We start from the raw sequence: 25,926 nt of genomic DNA, 5'->3' as shown, positions 1-25,926 counted from the left end.
AGCTGTGGAGCCCTGGAGGGTGCTCAGTCGGCGACGAAGAGCTCCGTTTTCGCCTCGGCGATCACCTCGGCCATCTCGTCTGACACCGGCCTATCGGTGAACAGCGCGGTGATCTTCGACAGATGGCCCAGCTCCACCAGCGCGGGGCGGCCGAACTTGGAATGATCGGCGACCAAGAACACATTGCGCGATTGCTGGATGATCGCCTCGGAGGTGCGTACCTCGCGTAGGTCGAAATCACGCAGTGTGCCGTCGTTCTCGATGCTGGAGATGCCGATGATTGCGTAGTCGACCTTGAACTTGCGGATAAACTCGATGGTCGCCTCGCCGATGATGCCCCGGTCGCGTGGCCGCATCACGCCGCTCGCCACGATCACCTCACAGTCCGGGTAGTCGCACATCATCGCCGCCACATTGAGGTTGTTGGTGATCACATGCAGGCCGCGGTGATTGTGCAGCGCCTTGGCGACTTCCTCGGTGGTCGTGCCCAGATTGATGAAAAGCGAGGCGTGGTTCGGGATGTGCTCGGCCACCAGCTTGGCGATGCGCTGCTTCTCGGTGCTGAACAGCACCTGGCGCTCGTTGTAAGCGACGTTTTCCACGCTAGACAGGACGCTGGCCCCGCCATGCATCCGATGCAATAGCTTCTCGCCCGCCAGCAGGCTGATGTCTCGACGTATGGTCTGGTAGGTAACGCCAAAATGCGCCGCGAGCTTTTCGACGGTGACGTGGCCGTCACGCTGTACCCAGCTCAAGAGTTCCTGTTGTCGTTGGTTGAGAATGATCATCGAAGGTTTCATGCGTGGCGATTTAATGGGGCCTATCTTATCCGAGCAATGAGGAGAAACAAGAGAGCTGTTGCTCAACCCGCAGCCACCACACCGCTATCAGGCGTCTCCTTCCGCTGCAGCCCGCTTTTTCGCACCATTTCGCCTTGGCTGCCCCTTCGTTCGCGAGATCGTAAACAGGTTCTTAAAGCCGCTAACAAAACTCAGTGCAACGCTGCAGCAAGATTTTTGTTAGCGACTCTTATCGCAACCTCCACAGAGCCCACATACCGGCTTCCTGCAGATAGCGCCTCAGCCAAACAGCCCTAAAAAACGACTCCCCCTCCCCACCCATCCGCCATTCAACGCTTGACCGGATTTGATGTATCAGTTCTGAAACAGCCTATATGGGACTTGCTCATATTTTCTCCCTGTAATCAGCGAGCTGTCCCAATACTGACACATTCACTTTAAATGTCATGAAACAGCAAAAAATATGACAGCCTGCACAGCATCAGCCACGGCAACGAAATAATCTGTACCACTCCTGAGACACTTCATAAGCCCGGTCAAAATAATGCCATATCAATGATCCCACCCCGCCATTTTTTGACCATACAAAGCCAGAAAACAAGTCGAAACAAAGCGTCCCAACAACTCCATCACATTAACAAAAACACCATATCTGCATGATTTTCATGGTTATTTTCACAACGCAAAACGCATTATTCAAACCAAAAGTCAAACCATATAGCGGAGCTTAATTCATTAGGCACGGTTTTTGCACAATAAAGATACCCTACCCGCATAGATAAAAGCTGGAGGGCATTATAGACCCCGGATGGGCAAAAAGAGCCTCTTTATCAAAATGGAGATAGAGGCCGAGTCCCTTATTACTTTTTGTATAACGGGAGAAATGCCATGAAGCTCCGCACTCTGTCCGCACTCATCATAATGCTTTTGGCCGGTTCCGCTTATGCGGAAGAGGCCATGTCTTTCTCTACCAATTCCGACACCGCCAGATTCTCCTCAAACGGCTGCAGTATCGGCTCCGGTGTTCATTCATGTGAAACTTCCGCCAAAGATGGATTAAGCTCAGCGTCAAACCGTGGAAACGGTAGCGTAGGCAACACCAACGGCGGGACCAGTGGCACTAACAGCGGCGCCAGCGCCAATAGCGCGAGCAAAGGCAACGATAGCGGCCCAAGCGGCGGAAGCAGTGACCACCGTGGGGGAGCAGACTCCAGCAACAATGGGAACAATGGTGGTCCCAACGGCGGAGATCCCGGAAAAGGAGATAATGGCGGTCATCATCATGGCGACCATGATGGTGGCAAAGGCGACCACGGACGGGGTGACCACGATGGTGGCAAAGGCGACCACGGACGGGGCGACCATGATGGTGGCAAAGGCGACCACGGACGGGGCGACCATGATGGTGGCAAAGGCGACCACGGACGGGGCGACCATGATGGTGGCAAAGGCGACCACGGACGGGGCGACCATGATGGTGGCAAAGGCGACCACGGACGGGGCGACCATGATGGTGGCAAAGGCGATCACGGTGGCGGTTTCGGCGGCCACGACAAGGGAGGTCATGACGGCAAGGGCCGCAATGGGCACTAACTAAATAATAAATGTAGCCACCCGTTCGGCGGTGCCCTGCCCTTTTGCTTGCCATGGCGCATCAGGCAAGGCACCTCGCCGGAACGGTAGCTAGACAACATGCAGTGCCATGCTCGACCGTTGCAGTTATGCTGGTAAAAACGAGCCCTAGGCTGCCCAGTCGTTTTGAGGACGCTGGGCAGTTCGGTCTTTACATCTGTTCGAATACTTCCTCGGCCAGATGGAAGGCGGCATTCGCAGCAGGCAGCCCACAGTAAATGCCCGACTGCATCAGCACTTCTTTGATCTCATCGCGCGTCACGCCGTTGTTGAACGCAGCCCGCAGATGCATGCGCAACTCAGCCTCGCGATTGAGCGCGATCAACATCGCGATGGTGATCAGGCTGCGCGTATGGCGCGGCAGGCCATCGCGTGTCCAGATCTCTCCCCAGGCGTAGCGCGTGATGAATTCCTGGAACTCGCCATTAAAGTCGTTGCGTTTGGTGAGCGTATGGTCGACGTGCGCATCGCCGAGTACCGCGCGACGCACCGTCAGTCCCTGGTCGTAGCGTTGTTTTTCGTCCATGAGTCTTCCTTAATCGGGCCGGCCGTGCTGTCAGTCGACCAAAAACTTCAGTGCTGCATCGGTAAAGGCCGCACTGGCTTCCACGTTGGAAAGGTGCGATGCCTCCAGCTCCGCGTAGCGCGCGCCCTTGACGCGATCGACGATGAACCGTGCGTCTTCCGGGGTGGTCACCGGGTCGTGCTTACCGGCAATCACCAGCAGCGGCACCTCGATGCGCGAAATCTCGTCGCGCAGATCGGCTACGGCCAGTGCATCGCAGCAAGCAGCGTAGCCGGCTTCCGGGCTGCCTCGCAGTTGGCGCAGCAGCATTTCCACCCGCTCCGGCTGATGCTGGATGAAGCCGGGGGTGAACCAGCGGCTGGCGGCACCGTCGGCCACCTCCGGGATGCCCGCGCTGCGCACCAGATGCGCCCGGTCCTGCCAACCTTCCTCGGTGCCGATACGGGCGGCGGTATTGCTGACGATCAGCTTGTTGAGCCGCTTTGGCGCATGCACGCCCAGCCACAGCCCGGTCAGACCACCCATCGAGATGCCGCAGAAGTGGGCCCGCTCGATGTTGAGCGCATCCATCAGCGTCAGTACGTCGCGCCCCAACTGGGCGAGCTGATACGGGCCGGGAATCGCCGAGGTCTCACCATGGCCGCGCGTGTCGTAGCGCAGCACGCGAAACTTCCAGCGCAACGCGTCGATCTGCGGTGCCCACATGTCGAGGGTGGTGCCGAGCGAGTTGGACAGCACCAGCACTGGCGCATTTTCCGGGCCGTCCAGCTCGTAGTGAATGTGATAGGGGTCGAGCTTGAGGATGGGCATGGTTCAGTCTCCTTCCGCGGCGGCCAAAACACGCCCGATCAGCGTATCGGCCACACCGGTGTAATTGACGGGATCGAGCAGGCGCTCGAGCTCTGCCGTCGACAAATGCATTGTGATCTTAGGCTCCTCTGCCAGCACCGTCTTGAGGTGGCGCCCTTCGGCCTGCGCCTGGCGGCATTTCTCCTCGACGAGCTTGTGCGCGTCGAGCCGGCCCAGCGCCTCGCCCAGCGCCATCGTGACGGCCTCGGCCATGATCAGGCCACCGGTCACGTCGAGATTGGCCCGCATCGCGTCGGGATGCACCTCCAGTCCTTCGACGAGTTCGGCACTAACCGACAAGGCGCCGGCCGACAGCTGGATCAGCTCGGGCAGCACCTCCCACTCGGCGTGCCAGCCGCCGAGACCGCGCTCGTGCTCCTGCACCATCGCCGAGAACACGGTGCCGACCAGCGCAGGTACGCGTTGCGCGGCAGCCAGCACCACGGCCGAGCTGACTGGGTTGCGCTTGTGAGGCATCGTTGACGAGCCGCCGCGCCCGGCACCAGCGGGCTCGGCTACCTCGCCAATCTCGGTCTGCATCAGCAGGGACACATCACGCGCGAGCTTGCCGAGCGTGCCGGTCAGGCTGCCGAACCAGGCAGCTACCTCGGCGACGCGGTCGCGCTGGCCGTGCCACGGTGTGGCGGGCAGCGTCAGCTGCAGCTGCTCGGCCAATCTTTCAGCGACCAACATGCCGGCATCGCCGAGCGACGCGAGCGTGCCGGCGGCGCCGCCGAACTGCAGCGCCAGCACGCGCGGCGTCAGTTCCGTCAGCCTCTGCCTGTGGCGCAATAGCGCGTCGAGCGTACCGGCGAGTTTGAGTCCGAGAGTCGTCGGCAGCGCGTGCTGCATCCAGGTACGCCCGACCATCACAGTGTGGCGATGCTCGGCGGTACGTCGGGCGAGCGCCACGATCAGCCGCTGAAGGTCGGCCTCGACGACGGAGAGTGCTCGCTTGAGTTGCAGCACAAAGCCGGTGTCGATTGCATCCTGGCTGGTCGCTCCCCAATGCACGTAACGGGCGGCGGACGCATCGGTGTCCTTCACGCGTGCGGTCAGGTGCTTGACCATCGGAATCGCGAGGTTGCCGGCGCGTGCCGCGTCGTGCGCGATCGCGTCGAGGTCGTAGAGTTCGGCGTGGCAGGCCGCCGCGATCGGATCGACCGCATCGGAGGGGATCACGCCGACGGCCGCCTCGGCATGAGCCAGTGCCGCCTCGAAGTCGAGCATGCACTGCAGTGCAGCCGCATCAGAGAAGACCGCTCGGCACTCGCCCGCCCTGAACAGCGGATCAAGAAGTTTCATGGCTGTCCTTGGAAAAGCCGCCAGGCCCGGACTGGGCCGAGCCTGACGGCATCGTTGCGTCTCGGGGGTCAGACGCGCTCGATGATCAGCGCGATGCCCTGCCCCACCCCGATACACATAGTACACAGTGCGTAGCGGCCACCGGTACGCGCCAGCTGGTAGGCCGCGGTCGTCACGAGGCGTGCACCCGATGCGCCTAGCGGGTGGCCAAGTGCGATTGCGCCGCCGTTCGGGTTGACGCGCGCGTCGTCGTCAGCGAGGCCTATGTCGCGCGTCACCGCCAGTGCCTGTGCGGCGAATGCTTCGTTCAGCTCGATCAGGTCGATCTGGTCGAGCGTCAGGCCGGCCTTGGCAAGCACCTTTCGAATCGCCGGCGCCGGGCCAAAGCCCATGATGCGCGGCGCAACGCCCGCCGTCGCCACCGCGACGACACGTGCCAGCGGCGTCAGGCCATAACGGCCGGCGGCTGCCTCATTCGCCAAGAGCAACGCGGCCGCACCGTCGTTCACGCCCGACGCGTTGCCGGCGGTCACCGTGCCATCCGGACGCACCACGCCCTTCAGCTTGGCGAGCGCCTCGAGCGAGGTCGCGCGCGGGTGCTCATCCTTGGTAAAGAGGATAGGGTCGCCCTTCTTCTGCTGGATCGTCACCGGGATCAGCTCGTCGTCGAAGATTCCGGCTTCCTGCGCGGCGGCGGTGCGCTGCTGGCTGCGCAGGGCGAACGCGTCCTGATCGGCGCGGCTAATGTTGAAGTCGGTGGCGACGTTCTCGGCGGTTTCCGGCATCGAGTCGACACCGTACTGCGCCTTCATCAGCGGGTTAATGAAACGCCAGCCAATCGTGGTGTCCTCGATCTTCATATTACGACTGAATGCGGAGTCGGCCTTGCCCATCACGAACGGCGCGCGCGACATGCTCTCGACGCCGCCGGCGATCATCAGGCCGGTCTCGCCGCTCTTGATCGCGCGCGCGGCGATGCCGATCGCGTCGAGGCTGGAGCCGCACAGGCGATTCACGGTGCTGCCCGGCACCTCGACCGGCAGCCCGGCGAGCAGGCTCGACATGCGCGCCACGTTGCGGTTGTCTTCACCGGCCTGGTTGGCGCAACCGTAGATCACGTCGTCAATCGCAGCCCAGTCGACGCCCGGGTTGCGTTCCATCAGGGCCTTGATCGGCAAGGCGCCCAGATCGTCGGCGCGGATGCTCGCGAGGGTGCCGCCGTAGCGGCCAAACGGGGTGCGGATCGCGTCGCAGATGTATGCGTTTTCCATGGTTGTCCTTATGCGGCGGCGGCCAGCGGGGCCAGTTTGAGGGGAACAGGGACGATGCGTTGCAGTTCGTCGAAGCTGTTACCTTCGACCAGTTCGCGCACCACCAGGCCATCCGGGGTCACGTCGATGACGGCCACGTCGGTGTAGATGCGGTCGACGCAGCCAACGCCGGTCAGCGGGTAGCTGCACGCGTCGACCAGCTTGCTCTCGCCGGTCTTGGTGAGCAGGTCCATCATCACGAATACCTGCTTGGCGCCGACTGCCAGGTCCATCGCGCCGCCAACCGCCGGGATCGCGCCCGGGGCGCCGGTGTGCCAGTTGGCCAGGTCGCCGGTGGCCGACACCTGGAATGCGCCGAGCACGCAGATGTCGAGGTGGCCGCCACGCATCATCGCGAACGAGTCGCCGTGGTGGAAGAAGCTACCGCCTTCGAGCAGCGTCACTGGCTCCTTGCCGGCGTTAATCAGTTCCGGATCCTCTTCGCCCGGCTCCGGCGCTTCGCCCATGCCGAGCAAGCCGTTTTCGCTGTGCAGGAAGATTTCGCGTTCCTTCGGCAGGTAATTGGCCACCTTGGTCGGCAGGCCGATGCCGAGGTTCACGTACGAGCCTTCGGGAATGTCGCGGGCGACGCGTTCAGCCATCTGGTCGCGGGTCAGTTTGTTCATGTCTCTACTCCTTTATGCCGCTTGCGCCACGGCATTGCCGATGGCGACGACGCGCTGCACGAAGATGCCCGGGGTCACGATGACTTCGGGGTCCAGGTCGCCCAAGGGCACGATCTCGGACACCTGCGCGATGGTGACGTCAGCCGCGGTTGCCATGATCGGACCGAAGTTGCGCGCCGCCTTGCGGTACACCAGGTTGCCCCAGCGGTCGCCCTTCAGCGCCTTGATCAGCGCGAAGTCGGCCTTAATCGGGTACTCGAGCACATAGTGCTTGCCGTCGATCTCGCGGGTTTCCTTGCCTTCGGCGAGCAGCGTGCCGTAGCCGGTCGGGGTGAAGATCGCGCCCAGGCCAGCACCGGCCGCCTGGATGCGCGCGGCGAGGTTGCCCTGCGGCACTAGCTCCAGCTCGATCTCGCCGGCACGGTACAGCGCATCGAACACCTGCGAGTCGGCCTGGCGCGGGAACGAACAGATGATCTTCTTCACGCGGCGTGCTTTCAGCAGCGCCGCCAGGCCGATCTCGCCGTTGCCGGCGTTGTTGTTGACGATGGTGAGGTCGCGCGCGCCTTGCGCGATCAGTGCGTCGATCAGCTCGGCTGGCTGCCCCGCCGTGCCGAAGCCGCCGATCATCACAGTGGCCCCGTCAAAGATGCCGGCCACAGCCTCCTCGAGGGAGGAAACGGTCTTATCAATCATGGTCTCGCTCGCGTCATCCCGGTCGGGATGCGGTCCTGTTGCTTGTCCATCGGCTTTGCGCCAGACGAACCGGATTTATCGAACACAGGTCGGGCGCTCCGCCCTGCCCGCGCCGAGGAGCTGTCACTCCCCGCACCAGATAAACGGTGCGACATTCGCACGCATGCTCATCTTTCGAACACAAATCTAGGACTCGGGCCGACCCTCGTCAAGGGCGATAATCGAAATATTGTTCGATATTCGAACATGATTTGCCACCCTATGCCGCCCAGCGCGGGCTGACCATCTTCTATTGAACTGGTCGGTACATTTATTTATAGTTTGACGATCAGTCGATTATTGAACGCAGGTTCGATTATCGATCAAGAGACTAAACCGACGAGATTGGCCGATGCGTCGTGGCAGAACCCGGCGGCCGACATGCAACGACCCAAGCAAGGAACCCACCATGCAGCATTCAATCGCCACGGTATCGCTGAGCGGCACCCTGCCCGAGAAGCTGGAGGCGATCGCCGCCGCCGGCTTCGACGGCGTGGAGATTTTCGAAAACGACCTGCTCTACTTCGACGGCTCACCGCGCGACGCAAAGCGCATCTGCGACGATCTGGGGCTGAAGATCATGCTGTTCCAGCCGTTCCGCGACTTCGAGGGCGGACGGCGCGACAAGCTGCAGCACAACCTCGACCGTGCCGAGCGCAAGTTCGACCTGATGCAGGAGCTAGGTACCGATCGCATCCTGGTATGCAGCAGCGTGCAACCGGACGTGATCCGCGACGATGCCTTGATCGCCGACGACTTCGCCAAGCTGGCCGAACGCGCTGCAAAGCGCGACATCCTGGTCGGCTACGAGGCGCTCGCCTGGGGCCGTTACGTGAACTCGTACCGCCATGTGTGGGACATCGTGAAGGCGGTCGACCACCCGAACCTCGGCATCATCCTCGACAGCTTCCACACGCTGTCTATCAACGACGACCTGTCGACTTTGGCCGAAATCCCCGGTGACAAGATCGTGTTCCTGCAGCTGGCGGACGCGCCGCTGATGGCAATGGACGTGATGGAATGGAGCCGCCACTTCCGCTGCTTCCCGGGCCAAGGCGAGTTCGACCTCGCGTCCTTCCTCGGCCCGATCCTGAAGAACGGCTATAAGGGGCCGTTGAGCCTCGAGATCTTCAACGACGGCTTCCGCGCCGCGCCGACGCGGATCACCGCCGCCGATGGCCTGCGCTCGCTGCTCTATCTCGAGGAAACCACCCGCAAGGCGCTGGAAAGCTCGAACAAGGCCGAGGATGCGCGCGTCGCCGAGACGCTGTTCGCCCCGCCGCCGCCGGTGCGCTACGACGGTGTCGAATTCCTCGAATTCGCCGTCGACGATGCGGCCGCGCGACGTCTGGCGAGCTGGTTCGACAAGCTCGGCTTTGCCCATACCGGCACGCACAAGTCGAAGAACGTCAGCCTGTACAGCCAGGGCGGCGTAAACCTGATCCTGAATGCCGAGCCCGACTCGTTCGCGCACGCCTTCTTCGTCGCACACGGCCCGTCGCTGTGTGCGGCAGCATTCCGCGTCGACGACAGCCGCGCGGCACTCGAGCGCGCCAAGCTGTACAAGAGTCGCTCGTTCGAAAGCCGCGTCGGCCCGAACGAGCGGCAGATCCCGGCGGTACGCGCACCCGATGGCAGCCTGCAGTACCTAGTCGACCCGGGCGAGGACGGCCGGACGATCTACGACAGCGACTTCGACCCGGTCGAAACGAAGAGCCCACAGGCGGCGCTGCTCACCGGCATCGACCACTTTGCGCTCGGCCTGCCGGCCGAAACGCTCGACACCTGGATCCTGTTCTTCCGTGCCGTGTACGGTTTCACGACCGAGCACGAGTGGGTGCTGCCAGACCCTTACGGCTTGGTGAAGAGCCGTGTCGTGCGAAGCCCGGATGGTGCCATCCGCGTACCGCTCAACATCTCGGAGAACCGCAACACCGCGATCGCGCGCTCGGTGTCGACCTACCGCGGCTCGGGCCTACAGCACGTCGCGTTCGCCACCGGCGATATCTTCGCGGCGGTAGCGGCGGCTCGCGAGGCAGGGTTACCACTGCTGGAGATCCCGCGCAACTACTACGACGACCTGGCTGCACGTTTCGACCTCGATCCGGACTTCATTGAAAGGTTGGCCGAGGCCAACATCTTGTACGATCGCGACCCGAACGGCGGCGAGCTGCTACACGTCTATACCGAGCCATTCGAAGAGCGATTCTTCTTCGAGATCATCGAACGCCACCACGGCTACGAGCAGTACGGCGCGGCCAACGTCGCGGTGCGGCTCGCCGCGCAGGCACAGTCGCGCGCGCGCCAGCAGTCGCGTCACGCGCCTTGGTCCGACTGAGCCCCCTTCCCGCCAAAACAAAAGCCACCGTGGTGCACGGTGGCTTTTTTGTGTCTGCACGACCCGAGCGCTTTAGGTCGCCCGTCTGTCGTCCTTGACGGCGGCGAGGCGGCCGGTACGCGTGACTAACGACTGAGACCTCCGCCCGACAAAAAAAGCCCGCGCACCGGATTGGCACGCGGGCGGTCACCCTCCATCGCGGACAGTGGATTGAAGCTCAGTGGGCCTCTTCGATCTGGCGAGGCGCCATGAAATACAGCCAGGCCAGTGCGACGAAGTACGCGCACGGAATCATCGTGAACAGCACTGCGTAATTGTTGTGCGTCACAGTCAGCACGTAGCCGACCAGCTGCGTCATAAACATCCCGCCGACAGCGCCGACCATGCCACCGAAGCCGAACACCGAGCTGACGACTTCCTTAGGCGAAAAGTCCATGACCAGGCTCCAGATATTCGCCGTCCACGCCTGATGCGCTCCAATCGCGATCGAGATCGCGGCGACCGCCAACCACAGGCTGCTCGCGCCGGCGGCAAACACGATAAACGAGATGCACATCGCACAGATAAGCATCGACAGCAGGCGGGCCTTCACCGGAGCCATGCCACGGCCGATCATCAACGACGACAGCGCCCCACCGCCGATGCTGCCGACGTCCGCCATGAAGTAGATGACCATCAACGGCAGGCCCATTTGCGTGACGCTGATGCCCAGATGGTACTGCTGGTTCAGAAACGGCGGCAGCCAATACAGGTAGAACCAGAACACCGGTGCGGTGACGGTGAACGCGAGTGCAAATGCCCAGGTGCCGCGCATCTTCAGTATCCGCGAATACGGCACCTTCACTGGCGCTGGCTCGACGCCCTGCTGCACATAGTCCCGCTCCTGCTGGCTGACGTGCGGGTGCTCTTCCGGGTTGTAATAGTTGCGCAGCCAAAACAGCAGCCACACAAAGCCGAGCGCACCGATGGTGTAGAAAGCCGCCTGCCAGCCCCAGACGGTCAGAATGAACGGCAGCATCAACGGCGTCAGCATCGCGCCGACGTTGGTGCCAGCGTTAAAGATACCGGTCGCCATCGCGCGCTCGCCGGCCGGGAACCACAGGCGCGCGGTCTTGACGCACGACGGGTAGTTGGCCGCCTCGGCAAGGCCGAGGAAGAAACGACACACCATGAAGCCGACAGCCGACGCAGCGAGACCATGCGATGCCGCCGCGATACTCCACAGCAACACCGCGATCGCGAACGCACGCTTGACGCCGACCTTGTCGATATAGCGACCCTGTGCGGCGAAACCGATCGCGTAGCCGACCTGGAACCAGAAGTTGATGTTGGCGTAGTCCTGCGCCGTCCAGCTCATCGCCTTCGCGAGCACCGGTTGCAGCACGCCGAGCGCGGCGCGGTCGATGTAGTTGAGCGTCGTGGCGAAGAACACCAGCGCCAGCATGCCCCAGCGGACTTTGCCGATAGCGAAAGCACTGCGTATCTTGCCGCTGACAGTGCTGTCCGTGACCGGCGCGGCGTGGGTGGTTTGTTGTGTTGTGGGCATTTCAGTTTCTCCATGTACTGTGACCTAGGCGGCGTCCACCCAGTCATCTTTGTTTTTTCGAGTTGTAGGCCAGAATCGGAACGACATGCCCCCCATTGCGAGTGATTGAAAACAGCGGGGTCAGCCGAAATGTCCCCGCCATGTCCTGCTCAGACAGCCCGCTGTCCGCTCAACCCATCGTCACCGCTTCAAGCCGGAACGCGTTCGCCGCTGCGCGCAACTGCTGCGCAAACGCATCGAGTCTCGCCGCCGCCGCGTCCGCCTCAGACGCCGACGCGGCGTTTTGCTGCGACAGATGGGCGATCTGCTCCACATGGCGCGACATCTCGGCGCTCGCCGCCGACTGCTCCTTCAGCGCGGCAGCGATGTCGCCGGCCACGCCGGTGACGCGACGCGCGCTATCGGCGCTCGCGGCTATCGCCTCGCCGGCCACACGAGCGCGCTCGACACCAGTGCCGACACGACCGACCGCCGCGCCCATGTCGCGGATTGCGGTATCGGAGCTGACGCGAATCGCGGTAATCTGCTGCTGAATCTCGCCGGTGGCCGCCGCAGTGCGTTCGGCCAGCTTGCGCACCTCGTCGGCAACCACCGCGAAACCGCGGCCCGATTCGCCGGCACGCGCCGCCTCGATCGCCGCGTTCAACGCCAGCAGATTGGTCTGCTCGGCGACATCGCGGATCACATCGGTGATGCCGTGGATTGCCTGTGTCTGCGCGCCTAGCGCCTCGAGCGAGTGCGACGCGTCACCGACGATGGCCGCGACGCGATGGACCTCGTCGACCACCTCCGCGATTGCCCGCCGGCCGCCCTCGGCACTGTCACCTGCCTCGCGAGCCAGCGCATGTGCGGCCTCGGCGTTGCCCGAGAGCTGGTCGATCGAGGCCGTCATCTCTTCGATTGCGGCGGCGATGCCCGCCGCCGCCTCGCTGTGTCGACGCGAGCCATCGAGCACCGCGCCCGATGCGCCAGCCAGCCCCTGTGACGTCTCACCGAGCTGGTCGGCTCCGCGACGCATGTCGCCGATGGTGGACCGCAGCGTCAGCTGCATGCGCCGGATCGCACCGAGCAAGCTGTCCTCGTCACGGCAGGCGAAATCGACCCCCAGATTGCCGCCGGAGATCTCCACCACCGCCTCTCGCGCATAAGCGGGCTCACCGCCGATATCGCGCATCACCGACCGCACCAGCCAAAGGCCGACACCAATCAGCGCGGCAGTCAGCACCGCGAGCAACGCAAGCAGTGTCGTACCCATATCGCGGAACATCGTGTCGACCTCGTCCATATAGACGCCAGCGCCGATGACCCAGGACCAGGCGTCGATCTTCTTCACATACGCCAGCTTCGGCAACGGCACGCCGCCCGGCGATTTCGGATACGCATAGCGCACCCAGCCCTCCCCGTTCGCGTTCACCGTCTTGAGCATCTCGACCGTCTGATGCACACCATTCGCGTCCACATCGTTGATCCGGGTCTTGCCCACGTTCTCCGGATGGGCGCCGTTCGCCAGCTGAACGCCGTCGAGCGTCATCACGAAGTAGTAATCGTGACCGTCGTTGAAACGCAGCGCCTGGATTGCCGCCACCGCGCGCCGCTGCGCCTCGGCTACGGACAGCGCACCGATGCGCGCCTGTGCCGCGTAATGGTCGACGACGCCGCCAGCCGTCTCGACCAGGTGCTTGAGCTGGAGCTTGCGGTCTTCGATCATGACATCACGGCCAACCTTGAGTGCCGCCGCACCGATGACGATCAGCCCCAGCAACGACAACAGCAGCAACAGCCCCATTCGCTGTTTCATGCTTGCTTTCAACCTCATCTCTCCTCTCCGCTTCGAGGTCCGTACCGGGTACGGACCCCGGCCCGACTGGCTCAGAAGTTCTTCCACATGCCGAGCGCAACCGAATGCTGGTTGCGCATCGCCGGAACGGCATTTGCCGTCGGGTTGCCGCCAAGCACGTAGGCGCCGTTGATATCGTTATTGAGACGGGTATAGAGGACGTAGACCTGAGTGCTATTGCTCAGCTTGTAGTTGTACGCAGCACTGCCCAGCCAGGCGCCACTGTGGCCGACACCGGCGTCGCCGCTCCATGAGCCGGCTTTGCCGTACTGAAGGGAGAAGATGTTGCGGCCGATGGTGTAGTTGGCCAGCAGGCTGCCATAGTTGCGGCTGCGGTCCTTGCCGCTGCTCTGGATATTGTTCAGGTTGTCGTGCTCGAACAAGCCAGCCAGATAGAGCGGGCCAAACCCGTATCCCGCCGCCAGAAATTGTGCGAGTCCGCTCTGGTAGAAACCGCTCGAGGTCACCTGCATATCGCGGTTCTGTTGCACGCCGTAGCCAAGGTGCAGCGGGCCGCTGTCGTAGCGCGCATTGGCCGAGATCACGGACGAGCCCCCCGAGATCGCCTCCTTGCTACCGGAGCCAGTGGTCAGCGAATACTGGATGCGCGAACTGAAACCGTTGATGTTCGGCGTCTGGTAGCTCACCGAATTGCCCAAACGTGCATCGAAACCACCGGTGGCAATGTCGCCGCCGTTCAGCCACAGCGTCGCGTCATTCGAGATGCCGGTCCAGTATTGGAAGTTGTTGCCGGCGATGTCGTGCAGGTCGTCCGCTGCCACCAGGAAATGGCCGAGCTTGAACGTGCCAAGCGTGGCATGGCTCAGCCCGACGTAGGTCTCACGAGTGCCCCAGTAGCCCCGGCTGGAAGCCGCCGCCGAACCGTCATCGATGGCGACGCCGCTCTCCACCTGCCAAACCGCCTTCAGGTTGCTGCCCAGATCCTCGTAACCCTTGAAGCCGATGCGTGAGGTGTCGTTCTGCACCTTGCCGGTCGACGGCATGTCGGTCTTGCCAGCCCTCGTCGATTCGATGTCGCCGTGCATGCGACCGTAGATGATGACGCCACTGTCGTCCGCGTAGGTGAGCGAGCTCAGGCCGATGGCAGCGCAAGCGATAAATAAGTACCTCTGTTTCATGGAGCTTCTCCAGCTATTTCTCTCGTTATGTTTTTGTGTCGAGCCCATCGCACTGGCATGCCCCCAAACTTGTCCGCGTTCGGGTAGCGCCGGATGGACGGATAGGCAGTCGTCGCAGCGGCGCTTCCTGACCTACCCAACGCAAAATGTGCCAGATGGTACATAATGCAACAATGCCGATTATCGAAAAGGTGTGCGATAATCGAATATCCTTATCTGACAGCGACCGTTCCCAACGAAAACCGGAGCGGCTCGATGTCTGATTGTTGCCATGCAACAACGAGCTGGTATTCTTTCCGCCGTCATCAACCAGGAACCCGACGTCATGCAACATGACCCACTAATGGCAGAAGCACTTCAGAACGCGGACGATAGCGCCACCGAAAGCCAGGGTTCGACGGCCGACGACATCGCCTCGCAAAGCGGTGACCCCAACTTCATGACCTCGCTGGCGCGCGGCTTGGCAGTGATCCAGGCGTTCTCGCAACAGCGCAGGCTGATGTCGATCTCGCAGATCAGCCAGAAGACCGGCATTCCGCGTGCCGCGGTGCGCCGGTGCCTGTACACGCTAGCAAAACTCGGCTTCGTCGCCGCCGAAGACGGCCGCAACTTCGCGCTGCGCCCGCGCATCTTGTCGCTTGGCCACGCCTATCTCGCGTCGACGCCGCTGGCGAAGGCCGCGCAGCCAGTGCTGCGCCATGTCAGCAACGCGTTGAACGAGTCGAGTTCGATCGCCATCCTCGACGGCGACGAAATCCTCTACATCGCACGCGCATCGACCTCGCGCATCATGACGATCGACCTCGACATCGGTAGCCGCCTGCCCGCCTCGTCCACATCGATGGGACGAGTGTTGCTAAGCGGCCTGCCGGCGGAGGAGCTGTCCGCCTATCTCGACCGCGTAAAGCTGGTGCAATACACGCCGAACACGCTGATCACACGCGAGAAACTCGCCGCCGAGCTCACCAAGGTAAAAAGCCAGGGCTATTCGGTGATCGATCAGGAGCTGGAAATCGGGCTGCGGTCGATCGCGGTGCCGATCCTGTCGCAAAGCGGCAAGGTGGTCGCCGCGATCAACGTCGGCGTACAGGCTGCGCGCGTGTCGGTCGCCGAGATGGAGACTCGCTTCCTGCCGGTGCTGCGCGAAGCCGCCGAGGAACTGTCGCTGCTGATTGCCTGACACCACGCTGCCCACAGAAAAAAAGCCTTTTCCCGATCGGGAAAAGGCTTTTTCATTTTCATCCGACGTCAGATCGGCCACGTCATACACAGGCCGACGCCAGCTCGCGACCGCTCCGCGCGCGCAGCAGCCCACACAAGCCCAGCGCCCAGAGCGCTGCGAGCGCGGCCGCCAGATAGACGGCACCGTAGCCGAAGCGGTTAGCGATCAGGCCGGCGGCAGGCCCGGTCACCCCGAGCGACAGGTCGAGGAATAGCGCGTAGGCGCCGAGCGCCGTGCCGCGGTTGCTGTCCGGCACGCGGCGCACCGCCTCGCTCGCGAGCGCCGGGAATACCAGCGCAAAGCCGAAGCCGGTTAGCGCCGCCCCTGCAAATGCCCACGAAGGCGCCACGGCGCCCCACAACAGTGCCAGCCCCACCGCCTCCACCGCAAACGACAGCAAGGCAACCCGATAACCGCCAAGGTGCCCGATACTGCCGACGAACAAGAGCCGCGACAACACGAAAGCACCGCCAAACAACGATAGCGCCAGCGCTGCATCCGGCCAGTGCCGGCTGGCATAAAACAACGTGACGAAAGTCGAGATCGCGCCAAAGCCGATCGACCCCAGCGCCAGACACAGGCCGAATGGCAGCATGCGCCAGAACACCGCACCGAATGGCAAACGATCACCATGCACGGTCGGCACCGCAGCCATGCGACGCGCCAGCAACCAAGACCCCAACGATATGGCCAACGTAAACACGCCGAGCGACGCGAAACCCCAGTGCCTTGCCAGCGCCACGCCAAGCGGCGCGCCCAAGGCGATCGCCCCGTAGCTGGTGATACCGTTCCATGAGATGACTTTGGCGGTATGCGCCGCACCAACGCGACCTATGGCCCAAGTGATCGTGCCGGTTGTCACCAGACTCTCGCCCGCCCCCAGCAGCAGCCGTGCCACGACCAGGAGCACGAGGCTGGGAACCGCGGCCTTGCCGACAAACACCGCAGCAAGAAGCAGCCATCCGCTCGCGGTGCACAGCACCAGGCCGTTAAGCACCGAGAACTTCGGCCCCCTCGTATCGCACAGACGGCCGGCGTACGCGCGGCTCAGCAAGGTGGCGACGTACTGGCTGCTGACGGCGAGGCCAGCCACGACCGAACCGAAGCCCAGATCGGCATGCACATAGACAGGCACCACCGCGATCGTGACACCGACCGACAGATAGCCGATGAAATTGAAGAAGACGATGGAGACGATCTGCCTGGCGACAGTGCGCGGTGACGCTTCGTTATATCGAAAAGGATCGGGCATTTTGACGAACTGGGTTGACCGAATGGATGGGCGAAACAATGGCGAAGCGTGTTGCTTATCCCTCCGCCAAAAAACAGGGCGAACGCTTAGCGCCCGCCCTCCAAGCCTGGATGTACCAGGATCACACTCCCAACAGCAAGAGCCACTAACCAAACCTTCATGGCGTTGTGACACTGCCTTGCCGTAAGACTCGTACCGTCCACGGCCGTGCGGCGAGCACGATCGCGGCATTGGTTTTCTAGCTTCGCGACAACTTGGCAGCACCTCACTTTGTGAGCGGTGCTATCGGCGTCGGGTCAGGACCGCCCCGCCTCTACCGCGAGACCGCTATTGGCAGCGACACGCATGGCTCGCGCGCCGTGCATCCCCTTGGCGATGATCGCCAGTGCGGTGATGGCGGCCGGCACGGTCAGCGCGGCGAACACCTGCGAGAAGGTCCAGCCCATCGCCAGCATCTGGGCGCCGGCGAACGCACTCAGCATCGCGCCCCAGCGACCCACGCCGTGCATCCAGCTTGAACCGGTGGCGCGCGCCGCGGTCGGGTAAAAGCTGGCCGACAGCGCATTCATGCCGGTATTGGCGCCGTTCAGGCAGAAGCCAACGGCCAGGGCGAGCACACCCAGGAGGCCGAAATGATGCGCCGACAGCCCAATCGCGAAAGTCAGTGCGCCACCCAGCAGATAGGTGGTCGACAGCACGCGGTGCGGGTTGGCGCGGTCCATGCACCAGCCGAGAAACAGTGAACCAATAGTGCCGCCAGCCTGATAGAGCGCGGTCACGATCGCCGCGTCGGTCACGTTGTAACCGGCCTCCTTGACCAGGGTCGGCAGCCAGCTACCGAGCAGATAGACGAGGAACAGCGCCGTGAAGTAGCCCAGCCACAGCATCAGGCTGCCAAACTTGTATTGCTTGGACAACACGATCTTGACCGGGCTTTCGTTGCTGGTCGCGCTGGCGGCGGCCGACATTTCGAAGGTCGAAGCGGTAGTCGCCACGCCCGGAGCGAGGCGGTCGACGATCTTGCGGATACGTTCGGTCGGCGCGCGCTTGACGACGAGGAAGCGCACCGATTCCGGCAGTTTGAAAAACAGGATCGGCGCCACGATCAACGGCAGTATGCCGCCGAGCACCAGCACGCTGTGCCAGCCGAAAGCCGGAATCATCCAGGCCGACAGAAAGCCGCCACCGGCCGCGCCGAAGGTGAAGCCGCAGAACACCACCGTCACGAGGAAAGAGCGGTTCTTGTCCGGCGCATACTCAGACACCAGCGTGCCGACGTTCGGCATCGCCGCGCCCAGGCCGAGGCCGGTCAGGAAGCGGAAGGCGACGAGGTGGGTCACGTCGGTCGACGTGGCGGTTGCCAGCGTCCACACGCCGAAGAAGAACACACTACAGACCAGAATCATCTTGCGACCGAAGCGGTCGGCCAGCGGGCCGGCGAACAAGGCGCCGACCGCAAGGCCCGCCAGCGCCGCACTCAGCACCGGGCCGAGCATCTGGTTGGTCACGCCCCAGTCGTGCTTCAACTGGGGAGCGATAAAGCCCATGATCGCGACGTCGAAACCGTCGAGCGCGATGATGCAAAAGCCGAGCAGGACGACCAGTTTCTGGAACAGCCCGACCGGACGGTCGTTAATCAACGCGCGAACGTCAATAGCGTGGGGTGCAGTCACAGTTTTCTCCTCTGGGACAGGGGTGATGCAGGCTTGGGCCTGCTTTTTTTCTTTAATTTTCTGTTTTGACTTCAGGACAGCCGGTGCGAGTCGAGCAGCTCCGGTGGGTAGATCATCGCCCTGAGCGCTGACGCGTCGTTCTCGATGCCCGACGCCGCTGCCTCCAGGCCAAAGAAACGCAGGTACAACGGCGCCTGCTGGATCAGCATCTCGAAGCCCGGCTCGGCGGTAAGACCACGGGCGCGCGCGGCGCGTACGAGCGGCGTCGGCTGGTTCTTCATGAGCACGTCGAATACCGCCGCACCATCGTCGAGCCGGGCCACGTCGAATGGGACCGGGTCATCCGTCTTCATGCCCAGCGGCGACACGTTGACGACGAGGTCGTAGCCGGCCGGGTCGTTCGATGCCGCCGCATAGGCGTCGATGCGAAACGCCGAGACGATACGCGATGCCAGCTGCATGGCCTTGTCGGCGACAGGGTCAAAAATCGCGATCTCACTCGTACCTCGCGCGGCAAGCGTCGCTGCGGCCGCCGAAGCGGCCCCGCCGGCACCGATCAGCAACACGCGACGACCGGCATAGGCGATGTGGGCATCGTCGAGCGCCTTTACAAAACCGAGGCCGTCGAACAGCTCGCCCTCGATCGCGCCGTCGCGTCCTCGACGCAGCGCGTTGACCGCGCCAGCCACTTCAGCCAGCTCGGAACAGCGGTCGGCCACCGTCAGTGCCGCCGGCTTGTGCGGGATCGACAGGAACACACCACCAGTCGAGGGCGAACGAAACAACGCGCGGACCGTTGGCTCGAAATCGTCCGCAGCGACCTGCAGCGGCACCACCACCGCGTCGACGCCGTGAAGCTCGAACACCCGATTGAACAACTCGGGCGCACGCACCTGGCCGATCGGGTCGGCTATCACGAAAAACACCTGGGTATTGCCGGTAATCTTCATCTATCTCTTTCTGTTTGCCGCTTTCCGGCACTGCCGGGTTACCCTGGCCCCATCACGAACCAGCTGGTACATATGTCGGGAATGTAGGCAGCGTACTCGGCAGCGTCAAGGCCGATTATCGAAATTCTGTTCGACTATCGAACGCACTTTGCTCAGACCTTTGCATCGTGCGATGTCACGCCAATGTGACGTGACGGACGGCAAGCCTCGGACTGAAGGTACCCGTCGCCCCTACCCGCTGCTGCCGCACGCTGCACCGCATGGCGGGCAGCGATATAGCCGAACACCAGACCGGGCCCCAGCGTGATGCCAGGTGCGGCGTAGACGCCGCCGAGGATGGAATGCATGTCGTTGCCGACCGCATAGAGCCCTGCAATGGGGGCACCACGGGTGTTGAGCACGCGAGCATCGGTATCGGTGACAAGGCCGGTGGCCGCCCCGATGTCGCCTGGGTAGAGACGCACGGCGTAGAACAGCGCGCGCTCGATCGGGCCGAGGTTGGGATTAGGACCGTTCCAGCTTGCGTCACCGTTGTGGCGCTGATAGGCGGTCGAGCCGCGGCCGAAGTCCGGATCGACGCCGGTCTTGGCGTAGGCGTTGTTACGCGCCACGCTGTCCTTGAGAGCGGCCGCGTCGATGCCGAGCTTGACGGCCAGCTCGTCGAGCGTGTCGGCGCGCGTCAGATAGCCGTCGGCGAGGAAGGGTGCGAACCCACGGCCGCCAGGGCGGACCATGCCCATGCCGTACTTGCGCATCGCCTCGGCATCGGCGATCAGATAGGCCGGAATGGACGGCGATGCCTTGTGGGCTTCCTGCATCGCGACGCCGAACAGGTGGTAGGAGGTGCTTTCGTTGAGGAAGCGGTGGCCGGCCTGGTTGACGGTGATCATGCCGGGCTTGGCGCGGTCGAACACGAAGTGCGGGAACACCGCCCAGCTGCCGTCCTTGCGCTGGCGACGCGACACCGGCGCCCAGAACGCGTTGCTGAGGGCGCCCTCGCCATAGTGCGCGCCGAGCGGGCGCACCAGTTCGTGCACCTTGCCAGTGTGACCGGGCGCGCCGGGACACCAGGCCTCGTCGGCGCCAGGCAGCAGTGCCTTGCGCAATGCCGGGTGGCGGTTGAAACCGCCGCTGGCGAAAATGACGCCGCCTTTGACCCGGACCGTGCGGCGCGTACCGTTCTGCACCAGCGTCAGCGCGGTGACGCCCGCCTCGTCGTGGCTGATCGCCTCGACCGAGGTGTTCAAGAGCATCGAGGCGTTCTTACGCTGCGACAGCGATAGCAACAGGCGGCCGATCAGCGCGTTGCCCATCACCAGCCGGGTGCCGCGCGGGTAGCGCAGGCGGTCCGACACGTGGCACAGCAGGATCTTCGCGCAGTGACGGAACGAGGCGAAGCTCTGGGTGGCGCGCAACAGGTGGAAGATGTCGACCCGGTCGACCATCATCCCCTTGAGCACGGTGAACTCCGGGATCGGCGGGCGCACCAGCGAAAAGAGCGGCCCTAACAGGCGGCCATCGAACGGCACCGGTTCGAGTGCGCGGCCGCGCATCGTCGAGCCCTCAAGCTCGGTCAGGTAGTCCGGATGGGTCGGACAGGCGCGATATTTGACGTCAGAATTCGCCTCGATGCGGGCGATCGCTTCGGCGCCGTTGTCGAGGAAGGCGCGGCGCAGCGCCGCCGGCGTGCGCTCTCCGACCGCCCGGTTCAGAAAGCCCTCGGCGGTGTCGAGCGTATCGTTGCCCGGCACACTCGCGGCGTGATGGGTGCCGGGAACCCAGGTCGTCCCCCCCGAGTAGGCGGTCGTGCCGCCCACGTACTCGCTATGCTCGACAAGCAGCACCCGCGCGCCGTCGATGGCCGCATAGAGTGCCGCCGACATGCCAGCGCCACCTGCGCCGACCACCACCACGTCGAAAACCTCGCCCTCGGGCGAAAGCTTTCCCAGATCAAGCAACATCCCCTTCTCCTTTGACGTACGCCGCTCAGCGCGGCGCATCGTTCTGTCGCGGCGCCGCTGGCGCCGCGGGATTGACTCGCGACGGGGCCCGGCCTCAGGCGCCAAACACCCGCTCGAGCAGCCGCTCGCTCGCCTCACGCAGACGACGCGCGCGCTCGACGGCGCCGACGGTCCTGGCCAACGCCGCCTGTGGCACCTCGATCGACAGCGGCAACGTCGCCGGCAACGCGCGCAACAGCTCGGCCAACTTGAGTCCGCCCTCGCCCGGTGTCATCCGCTCGGCACGCGCCTGCAGCAGCAGCTCGTCGATATCGCGCGGCTTGTCGGCCGGCGCGTCGCACAGTTGCGCATAACGCAGCACGCCCTCCGGCAGTTCGGCGATCTCCTCGATGCGGCAACCGGCGCGGTCGAAGTGGATCGCGTCGATCAGCACGCCGGCGTTGGCCGGTCGGTTGGCCGAGGCCAGCAGTGCGGCGGCGTCCTTGAGGTTGCGCACCTCGGTCCACGGCATCGGCTCGATGTTCATCGCCAGGTTCAGCGGCGCGCCCAGCTCGCACAGGCGCGCGAAGTTGTCGGCCAGCCGCACCGGATCGGCGTCGTTGCCGGCCACCAGCACGTCGCGCGCGCCGAGCCGCGCGCCGGTTTCCAGCACCGGCAGGAAGTCCGCGACGCACGTCTCCGGCTTAAGACGCAGGATCTCAATGTCGGACACTGCAACCCCGGTGTCGGCAAGGCGCGCGAGCGTCTCGCGCAACAGCGGCGTGTCGCCAACGATGTCGTGTTGCGGTTCGGTCGGCGTGGCAGGTAGCAGGCGCAGACCGATGTGGCTGTAGCCGGCTTCGGCGGCGCAGGAGACCATGTCGGGCGGCGAGAGCTCCAGCACGGTCAGCGCGGCGAGCGACAGGATTCGGGAGGTCATGGTCAGGCTCCTTAGCGAAGCGGCGAGAACGACGCCGGCAGGAAAATCGACGAGGCCAAATCGGTCAGGTGGGCCGGGCCGCCCTTGGGCGGCCAGATGCCGGCGGCAACCGCGTCGGCGCGCGCCTTGTTGCGCGCGTCCAGCGACGGGTAGGGCCAGATGTTCATGAAGCGCGGCGCCTTGCCGTCGACCGCATACATCGCGATGGTCAGGGGCGAGATCTCGGTGCGCGCCGGCACGGCGCCGCGCCAGGCTTCGATGGTTGGCGCAAGGCCCGAGGGCTTGATACCGTAGACGCGCACTTCGTAGAACGGGCCCTTCTCGCCCGGTTCGACCGGTGGCAAGAAGGGGAACGGCGCGTAGTCGTTGATTTCCATGTCGGTCACTAGGTCGCCGATGCCGAACGGGTTACCGGCCAACAGCGCCGCCTCGCGCTCCTCGGCCAGCACGGCGGCGCTTTCGTAGCCGCGAATCACCATGATCTGGTTGAGAGCGCCGATATCCGAATACCAGCAGGCGAGGAAGCGGCCGCGCGACGGTGTCTCGTCCAGGTACTGCTTGATGCGCGGCAGCGCCGCACCGGTGGCGCCGATCGGTAAGGTAAGGGTGACGACTTCATAACGTTGCATGGCTAACTCCAGGATGAAGACCCAACGGCCAAAGGGGGGCCTGCGCGCCCGAATCGGTCGGGAGCGGGGGTGACGGGTCGAAGGTGAAAAAGGGAGACCGGGCGGCGGATCAGCCCGGCGGCGTGCCGGCCAGATGCAGGCCGGCGAGGTAGCCGAAGGTCATCGCTGGGCCGAGCGTGATGCCCCCGCTCGGGTAGTGGCCGCCCATCACGCTGTGCATGTCGTTGCCGACCGCGTAGAGGCCAGGAATCGGCCGGCGGCCCTCGCCGAGCACGCGCGCGGACGCGTCGGTAGGCAGACCTGCGAAGGTGCCGAGGCTGCCGGGCAACAGGCGGACGGCGTAGAACGGCCCGTGCTCGACGGGAGCGACGCAGGGATTGGGCGCGACAGTCGCATCGCCGCTGACGCGGTTGAAGGCGCTTTTGCCACGGCCGAATTCCGGGTCCTCGCCACGACGGGCATCATGGTTGTAGCGCTCGATGGTGGCGCACAGCACCGCTGCCTCGATGCCGAGCCGCTCGGCCAGCGCCGCGATGCTCGGCGCGCTGACCAGATAGCCGGACTTGAGATAGGGCCCGAGCGGAATCGGGAACGGCTTGGCGAAGCCCAGGCCATAGCGGCGGATCGCCCTGTGGTCACACAGCAGGAAAGCCTCGACCGTCTTGAGCCCGGCCGCCGCCGACGCGGCCAGCCAGGCGCGGCCGACGTCGTGATAGGAGTTGGACTCGTTGGCGAAGCGCCGTCCGTTTTTCAGCACGGCGATCACGCCGGGCTTGGCGCGGTCGATCAGGTGCGGGAACACACCGTGGCTGCCATCCGGGCGCGGCACGCGCGACACCGGGATCCATGCGGCCGGGCTCGGAATGTCGGCCTTCACCCGTGCGCCGACCGCCTCGGCCAACCTCAGGCCGTCGCCGCTGTTCTCCTGCGGTGCGGCCGACCAGTGTTCGGCGCCGGTCGGCGCCAGCGGGAACAGTTCGCGCCGGCGCTCGACATCGTGCGGAAAACCGCCGCAGGCGAGCACGACCCCACGGCGCACGCGCACTGTCTGTGCGCCTTGCGGTGTCATGAGCACCGCGCCGGTAATGCGGCCGCTGGCGTTGCGGATCAGTTCGCGTGCCGGCGAGGCAACGCGGAGCGCCACGCCGAGGGTATCAGCCGACTTGATCAGTCGCGCCGCCAGCGCATTACCGTTCACCAGATGCATGCTGCGGCCGTGCACGAGGGTATCGAAGCCGTGGCGCGTCAGCCGTTTCGCCACATGCCAGGCCGAGGCAAGCGAGCGGCGCGCGTTCATGAAGTGCTTGAGGTCGGCCCCGGCCGCGATCGGCATGCCGCCGAGCGTGATCTCCCGCAAGGGCGGGCGCAAAAGATCGATCAGCCGCCCCAGTTCCCTGCCGTCGATCGGCGCGGCACACACCGGGCGGCCGACGGTGCTGCCGGCCGAGTCGGGATGGAAGTCCGGCGTGGCGACGCCGGGCACGAAACGCACCGCGGTATGGGCCTCGAAGAAGTCGACCATGCGCGGGCCGTGCTCCAGATAGGCGTCGACCAGCGTGGCGTCGTAGGCATCGGCAAGTTCGTCGCGCAGGTAGGCGCGCGCCGCCTCGACCGAGTCCTCGACGCCAGCTCGTCGCGCCGGCGCATTGCCCGGAATCCACAGCCAGCCGCCCGACCAGGCGGTGGTGCCGCCGAGCACCGGCGCCTTCTCGGCGACCATCACGTCGAGCCCAGCGTGCCGCGCGGTGACGGCGGCTGACAAGCCGGCGGCACCGGAGCCGACGACGAGTACGTCGCAGACGATCTCGCGTTTCATTTTGCTGCCCTCTTCTCGACCTTCTCGTCGTCGCCACGGAACCAGACGTCGGCGAGATAGGCCGATCCAAGGCTGGCCTCGGACAGTTCGGCAGCGGTTGCCATTAGCGCATCGGCGAATGAGGCGAGCTTGGCTTCGGACAAGCGTGGCGTCGGGCCGGCGATACTGACAACGCCTAGCACGCGGCCAGTCACCGGGTGGCGGACCGGGGTCGCCATCGCTGCCATGCCCTCCATATAGGTGTCGATGGCGACGCTGTAGCCGCGTTCGCGCGTTTGCTTCAGGTGTTCGAGCAGCGCCGGCACGGTGCGCGGTGCGTTCGGACCGTACTCGTTGAGTTTGCCGAAGCCCTGCTTCATCACCAGCGCCAGCGCGTCCTCATCGGACAATGTCGACAGCCACGCAAAACCCGAAGCCGAGCAGAACAGCGCTGTCTCGCGCCCCATGTCCGGGTCATACCGCAATCCGGACAGGGCACCCTGCGCTTTCGCGACCCAGGTCAGCGTCTCGCCGTCGGTCACGCTCAGGCGCACCAGCTCGCGCGTCTGCCGCGCGAGTTCATCGAGGATCGGTTGCGACACGTCGACGATGCCCGTCTCGGCGAGGAAGCGAAAACCGAGCGACACCAGCCTCGTGGTCAGGAAATAGCGACCGGTGTCCTTGTCCTGGCGCACGTAGCGCAACTTGGCGAGCTCACCCAGTAGCCGGTGCGCTGCGCTCTTCGGAATGTCCATCTGGTCGGCGATCGCCTGCAACGGCATCCCGCTGGACTCGGTAGAAAGGCGCTCGAGGATGCCGAACGCGCGGTCGAGAAGACTGCCTGCCATGATTAACCCCCTTAAAAACCGAAACACTGTTCAA

21 protein-coding genes are annotated in these 25,926 nt (G+C 64.1%); 2 read left to right on the top strand and 19 right to left on the bottom strand.

Annotation, left to right across the window (positions count from 1 at the left end; all coding sequences use genetic code 11):
- Positions 1-23 precede the first annotated feature (23 nt).
- The 8 genes from QU481_RS09780 to QU481_RS09745 all read right to left on the bottom strand — a co-directional run bounded on the left by QU481_RS09780 (position 24) and on the right by QU481_RS09745 (position 7,744).
- Entirely contained in the window at positions 24-788 is a 765-nt protein-coding gene (locus QU481_RS09780) for a DeoR/GlpR family DNA-binding transcription regulator (protein ID WP_289829776.1), read from the bottom strand.
- Between the two features lie 1,080 nt (positions 789-1,868).
- The gene (locus tag QU481_RS09775; RefSeq protein ID WP_289829775.1) at positions 1,869-2,366 is read right to left on the bottom strand and encodes a hypothetical protein; all 498 of its coding nucleotides are present in this window, start codon (positions 2,364-2,366) and stop codon (positions 1,869-1,871) included.
- A gap of 217 nt (positions 2,367-2,583) precedes the next feature.
- Positions 2,584-2,958: a 4-carboxymuconolactone decarboxylase gene (gene pcaC / locus QU481_RS09770; RefSeq protein ID WP_289829774.1), complete on the bottom strand. Its 375-nt coding sequence runs from the start codon at positions 2,956-2,958 to the stop codon at positions 2,584-2,586.
- 30 nt (positions 2,959-2,988) lie between these two features.
- The gene (gene pcaD / locus QU481_RS09765; protein WP_289829773.1) at positions 2,989-3,768 is read right to left on the bottom strand and encodes a 3-oxoadipate enol-lactonase; all 780 of its coding nucleotides are present in this window, start codon (positions 3,766-3,768) and stop codon (positions 2,989-2,991) included.
- 3 nt (positions 3,769-3,771) lie between these two features.
- Positions 3,772-5,112: a 3-carboxy-cis,cis-muconate cycloisomerase gene (locus tag QU481_RS09760; RefSeq protein WP_289829772.1), complete on the bottom strand. Its 1,341-nt coding sequence runs from the start codon at positions 5,110-5,112 to the stop codon at positions 3,772-3,774.
- Positions 5,113-5,180: 68 nt separating this feature from the next.
- Positions 5,181-6,383, bottom strand: coding sequence for a 3-oxoadipyl-CoA thiolase (gene pcaF, locus QU481_RS09755; protein WP_289829771.1), 1,203 nt, complete (start codon positions 6,381-6,383; stop codon positions 5,181-5,183).
- 8 nt (positions 6,384-6,391) lie between these two features.
- Positions 6,392-7,048, bottom strand: a complete 657-nt coding sequence (locus tag QU481_RS09750; protein WP_289829770.1) for a 3-oxoacid CoA-transferase subunit B — start codon at positions 7,046-7,048, stop codon at positions 6,392-6,394.
- Positions 7,049-7,060: 12 nt separating this feature from the next.
- On the bottom strand, positions 7,061-7,744 hold the full coding sequence (locus QU481_RS09745) for a 3-oxoacid CoA-transferase subunit A (protein ID WP_289829769.1): 684 nt from the start codon (positions 7,742-7,744) through the stop codon (positions 7,061-7,063).
- Positions 7,745-8,192: 448 nt separating this feature from the next.
- On the opposite strand from QU481_RS09745, the gene QU481_RS09740 reads away from it, so the two are divergent.
- Positions 8,193-10,121, top strand: coding sequence for a bifunctional sugar phosphate isomerase/epimerase/4-hydroxyphenylpyruvate dioxygenase family protein (locus QU481_RS09740; RefSeq protein WP_289829768.1), 1,929 nt, complete (start codon positions 8,193-8,195; stop codon positions 10,119-10,121).
- Positions 10,122-10,338: 217 nt separating this feature from the next.
- Here the strand turns inward: QU481_RS09740 and QU481_RS09735 are convergent, their stop codons facing one another.
- From QU481_RS09735 to QU481_RS09725, 3 genes are all read right to left on the bottom strand, one after another.
- Positions 10,339-11,667, bottom strand: a complete 1,329-nt coding sequence (locus QU481_RS09735; RefSeq protein WP_289829767.1) for an MFS transporter — start codon at positions 11,665-11,667, stop codon at positions 10,339-10,341.
- Between the two features lie 169 nt (positions 11,668-11,836).
- Positions 11,837-13,465 carry a methyl-accepting chemotaxis protein gene (locus QU481_RS09730; protein ID WP_289829766.1) on the bottom strand — a complete coding sequence of 543 codons (1,629 nt, stop codon included), beginning with the start codon at positions 13,463-13,465 and terminating at the stop codon, positions 11,837-11,839.
- Positions 13,466-13,536: 71 nt separating this feature from the next.
- Positions 13,537-14,643 (bottom strand): porin, encoded by a 1,107-nt coding sequence (locus tag QU481_RS09725; protein ID WP_289829765.1) that lies wholly within the window; start codon positions 14,641-14,643, stop codon positions 13,537-13,539.
- A gap of 343 nt (positions 14,644-14,986) precedes the next feature.
- Here QU481_RS09725 and QU481_RS09720 point away from each other — a divergent pair, with 343 nt between their 5' ends.
- Entirely contained in the window at positions 14,987-15,823 is an 837-nt protein-coding gene (locus tag QU481_RS09720; protein WP_289829764.1) for an IclR family transcriptional regulator domain-containing protein, read from the top strand.
- Between the two features lie 82 nt (positions 15,824-15,905).
- Here QU481_RS09720 and QU481_RS09715 read toward each other — a convergent pair whose 3' ends face one another.
- The 8 genes from QU481_RS09715 to QU481_RS09680 form a co-directional block, all read right to left on the bottom strand.
- Positions 15,906-17,117 (bottom strand): MFS transporter, encoded by a 1,212-nt coding sequence (locus QU481_RS09715; RefSeq protein ID WP_289829763.1) that lies wholly within the window; start codon positions 17,115-17,117, stop codon positions 15,906-15,908.
- A 296-nt stretch (positions 17,118-17,413) separates the two neighbouring features.
- Positions 17,414-18,790, bottom strand: coding sequence for an aromatic acid/H+ symport family MFS transporter (locus QU481_RS09710; protein WP_289829762.1), 1,377 nt, complete (start codon positions 18,788-18,790; stop codon positions 17,414-17,416).
- A gap of 71 nt (positions 18,791-18,861) precedes the next feature.
- Complete coding sequence (locus QU481_RS09705; RefSeq protein ID WP_289829761.1) at positions 18,862-19,740, bottom strand: shikimate dehydrogenase family protein; 879 nt, start codon at positions 19,738-19,740, stop codon at positions 18,862-18,864.
- Between the two features lie 152 nt (positions 19,741-19,892).
- Complete coding sequence (locus QU481_RS09700; protein ID WP_289829760.1) at positions 19,893-21,701, bottom strand: FAD-dependent oxidoreductase; 1,809 nt, start codon at positions 21,699-21,701, stop codon at positions 19,893-19,895.
- A gap of 94 nt (positions 21,702-21,795) precedes the next feature.
- Positions 21,796-22,620 (bottom strand): sugar phosphate isomerase/epimerase family protein, encoded by an 825-nt coding sequence (locus QU481_RS09695; protein ID WP_289829759.1) that lies wholly within the window; start codon positions 22,618-22,620, stop codon positions 21,796-21,798.
- An 11-nt stretch (positions 22,621-22,631) separates the two neighbouring features.
- Positions 22,632-23,249, bottom strand: coding sequence for an NIPSNAP family protein (locus QU481_RS09690; RefSeq protein WP_289829758.1), 618 nt, complete (start codon positions 23,247-23,249; stop codon positions 22,632-22,634).
- A gap of 109 nt (positions 23,250-23,358) precedes the next feature.
- Positions 23,359-25,065: an FAD-dependent oxidoreductase gene (locus tag QU481_RS09685; RefSeq protein WP_289829757.1), complete on the bottom strand. Its 1,707-nt coding sequence runs from the start codon at positions 25,063-25,065 to the stop codon at positions 23,359-23,361.
- The gene (locus tag QU481_RS09680; protein WP_289829756.1) at positions 25,062-25,892 is read right to left on the bottom strand and encodes an IclR family transcriptional regulator; all 831 of its coding nucleotides are present in this window, start codon (positions 25,890-25,892) and stop codon (positions 25,062-25,064) included. Before QU481_RS09680 ends, QU481_RS09685 begins: the two co-directional genes overlap by 4 nt.
- Positions 25,893-25,926 lie beyond the last annotated feature (34 nt).

The sequence above is a fragment of the Crenobacter oryzisoli genome (assembly GCF_030385785.1).
Lineage (GTDB): Bacteria > Pseudomonadota > Gammaproteobacteria > Burkholderiales > Chromobacteriaceae > Crenobacter_A > Crenobacter_A oryzisoli.
This window is presented reverse-complemented; position numbering and strand designations above follow the sequence as displayed.

Coding starts and splice junctions, on each gene's coding strand:
- QU481_RS09780 (WP_289829776.1), bottom strand. CDS start 788: ATGATCATTCTCAACCAACGACAACAGGAACTCTTGAGCTGGGTACAG.
- QU481_RS09775 (WP_289829775.1), bottom strand. CDS start 2,366: ATGACCTCCCTTGTCGTGGCCGCCGAAACCGCCACCGTGATCGCCTTT.
- pcaC (WP_289829774.1), bottom strand. CDS start 2,958: ATGGACGAAAAACAACGCTACGACCAGGGACTGACGGTGCGTCGCGCG.
- pcaD (WP_289829773.1), bottom strand. CDS start 3,768: ATGCCCATCCTCAAGCTCGACCCCTATCACATTCACTACGAGCTGGAC.
- QU481_RS09760 (WP_289829772.1), bottom strand. CDS start 5,112: ATGAAACTTCTTGATCCGCTGTTCAGGGCGGGCGAGTGCCGAGCGGTC.
- pcaF (WP_289829771.1), bottom strand. CDS start 6,383: ATGGAAAACGCATACATCTGCGACGCGATCCGCACCCCGTTTGGCCGC.
- QU481_RS09750 (WP_289829770.1), bottom strand. CDS start 7,048: ATGAACAAACTGACCCGCGACCAGATGGCTGAACGCGTCGCCCGCGAC.
- QU481_RS09745 (WP_289829769.1), bottom strand. CDS start 7,744: ATGATTGATAAGACCGTTTCCTCCCTCGAGGAGGCTGTGGCCGGCATC.
- QU481_RS09740 (WP_289829768.1), top strand. CDS start 8,193: ATGCAGCATTCAATCGCCACGGTATCGCTGAGCGGCACCCTGCCCGAG.
- QU481_RS09735 (WP_289829767.1), bottom strand. CDS start 11,667: ATGCCCACAACACAACAAACCACCCACGCCGCGCCGGTCACGGACAGC.
- QU481_RS09730 (WP_289829766.1), bottom strand. CDS start 13,465: ATGAAACAGCGAATGGGGCTGTTGCTGCTGTTGTCGTTGCTGGGGCTG.
- QU481_RS09725 (WP_289829765.1), bottom strand. CDS start 14,643: ATGAAACAGAGGTACTTATTTATCGCTTGCGCTGCCATCGGCCTGAGC.
- QU481_RS09720 (WP_289829764.1), top strand. CDS start 14,987: ATGGCAGAAGCACTTCAGAACGCGGACGATAGCGCCACCGAAAGCCAG.
- QU481_RS09715 (WP_289829763.1), bottom strand. CDS start 17,117: ATGCCCGATCCTTTTCGATATAACGAAGCGTCACCGCGCACTGTCGCC.
- QU481_RS09705 (WP_289829761.1), bottom strand. CDS start 19,740: ATGAAGATTACCGGCAATACCCAGGTGTTTTTCGTGATAGCCGACCCG.
- QU481_RS09700 (WP_289829760.1), bottom strand. CDS start 21,701: ATGTTGCTTGATCTGGGAAAGCTTTCGCCCGAGGGCGAGGTTTTCGAC.
- QU481_RS09695 (WP_289829759.1), bottom strand. CDS start 22,620: ATGACCTCCCGAATCCTGTCGCTCGCCGCGCTGACCGTGCTGGAGCTC.
- QU481_RS09690 (WP_289829758.1), bottom strand. CDS start 23,249: ATGCAACGTTATGAAGTCGTCACCCTTACCTTACCGATCGGCGCCACC.
- QU481_RS09685 (WP_289829757.1), bottom strand. CDS start 25,065: ATGAAACGCGAGATCGTCTGCGACGTACTCGTCGTCGGCTCCGGTGCC.
- QU481_RS09680 (WP_289829756.1), bottom strand. CDS start 25,892: ATGGCAGGCAGTCTTCTCGACCGCGCGTTCGGCATCCTCGAGCGCCTT.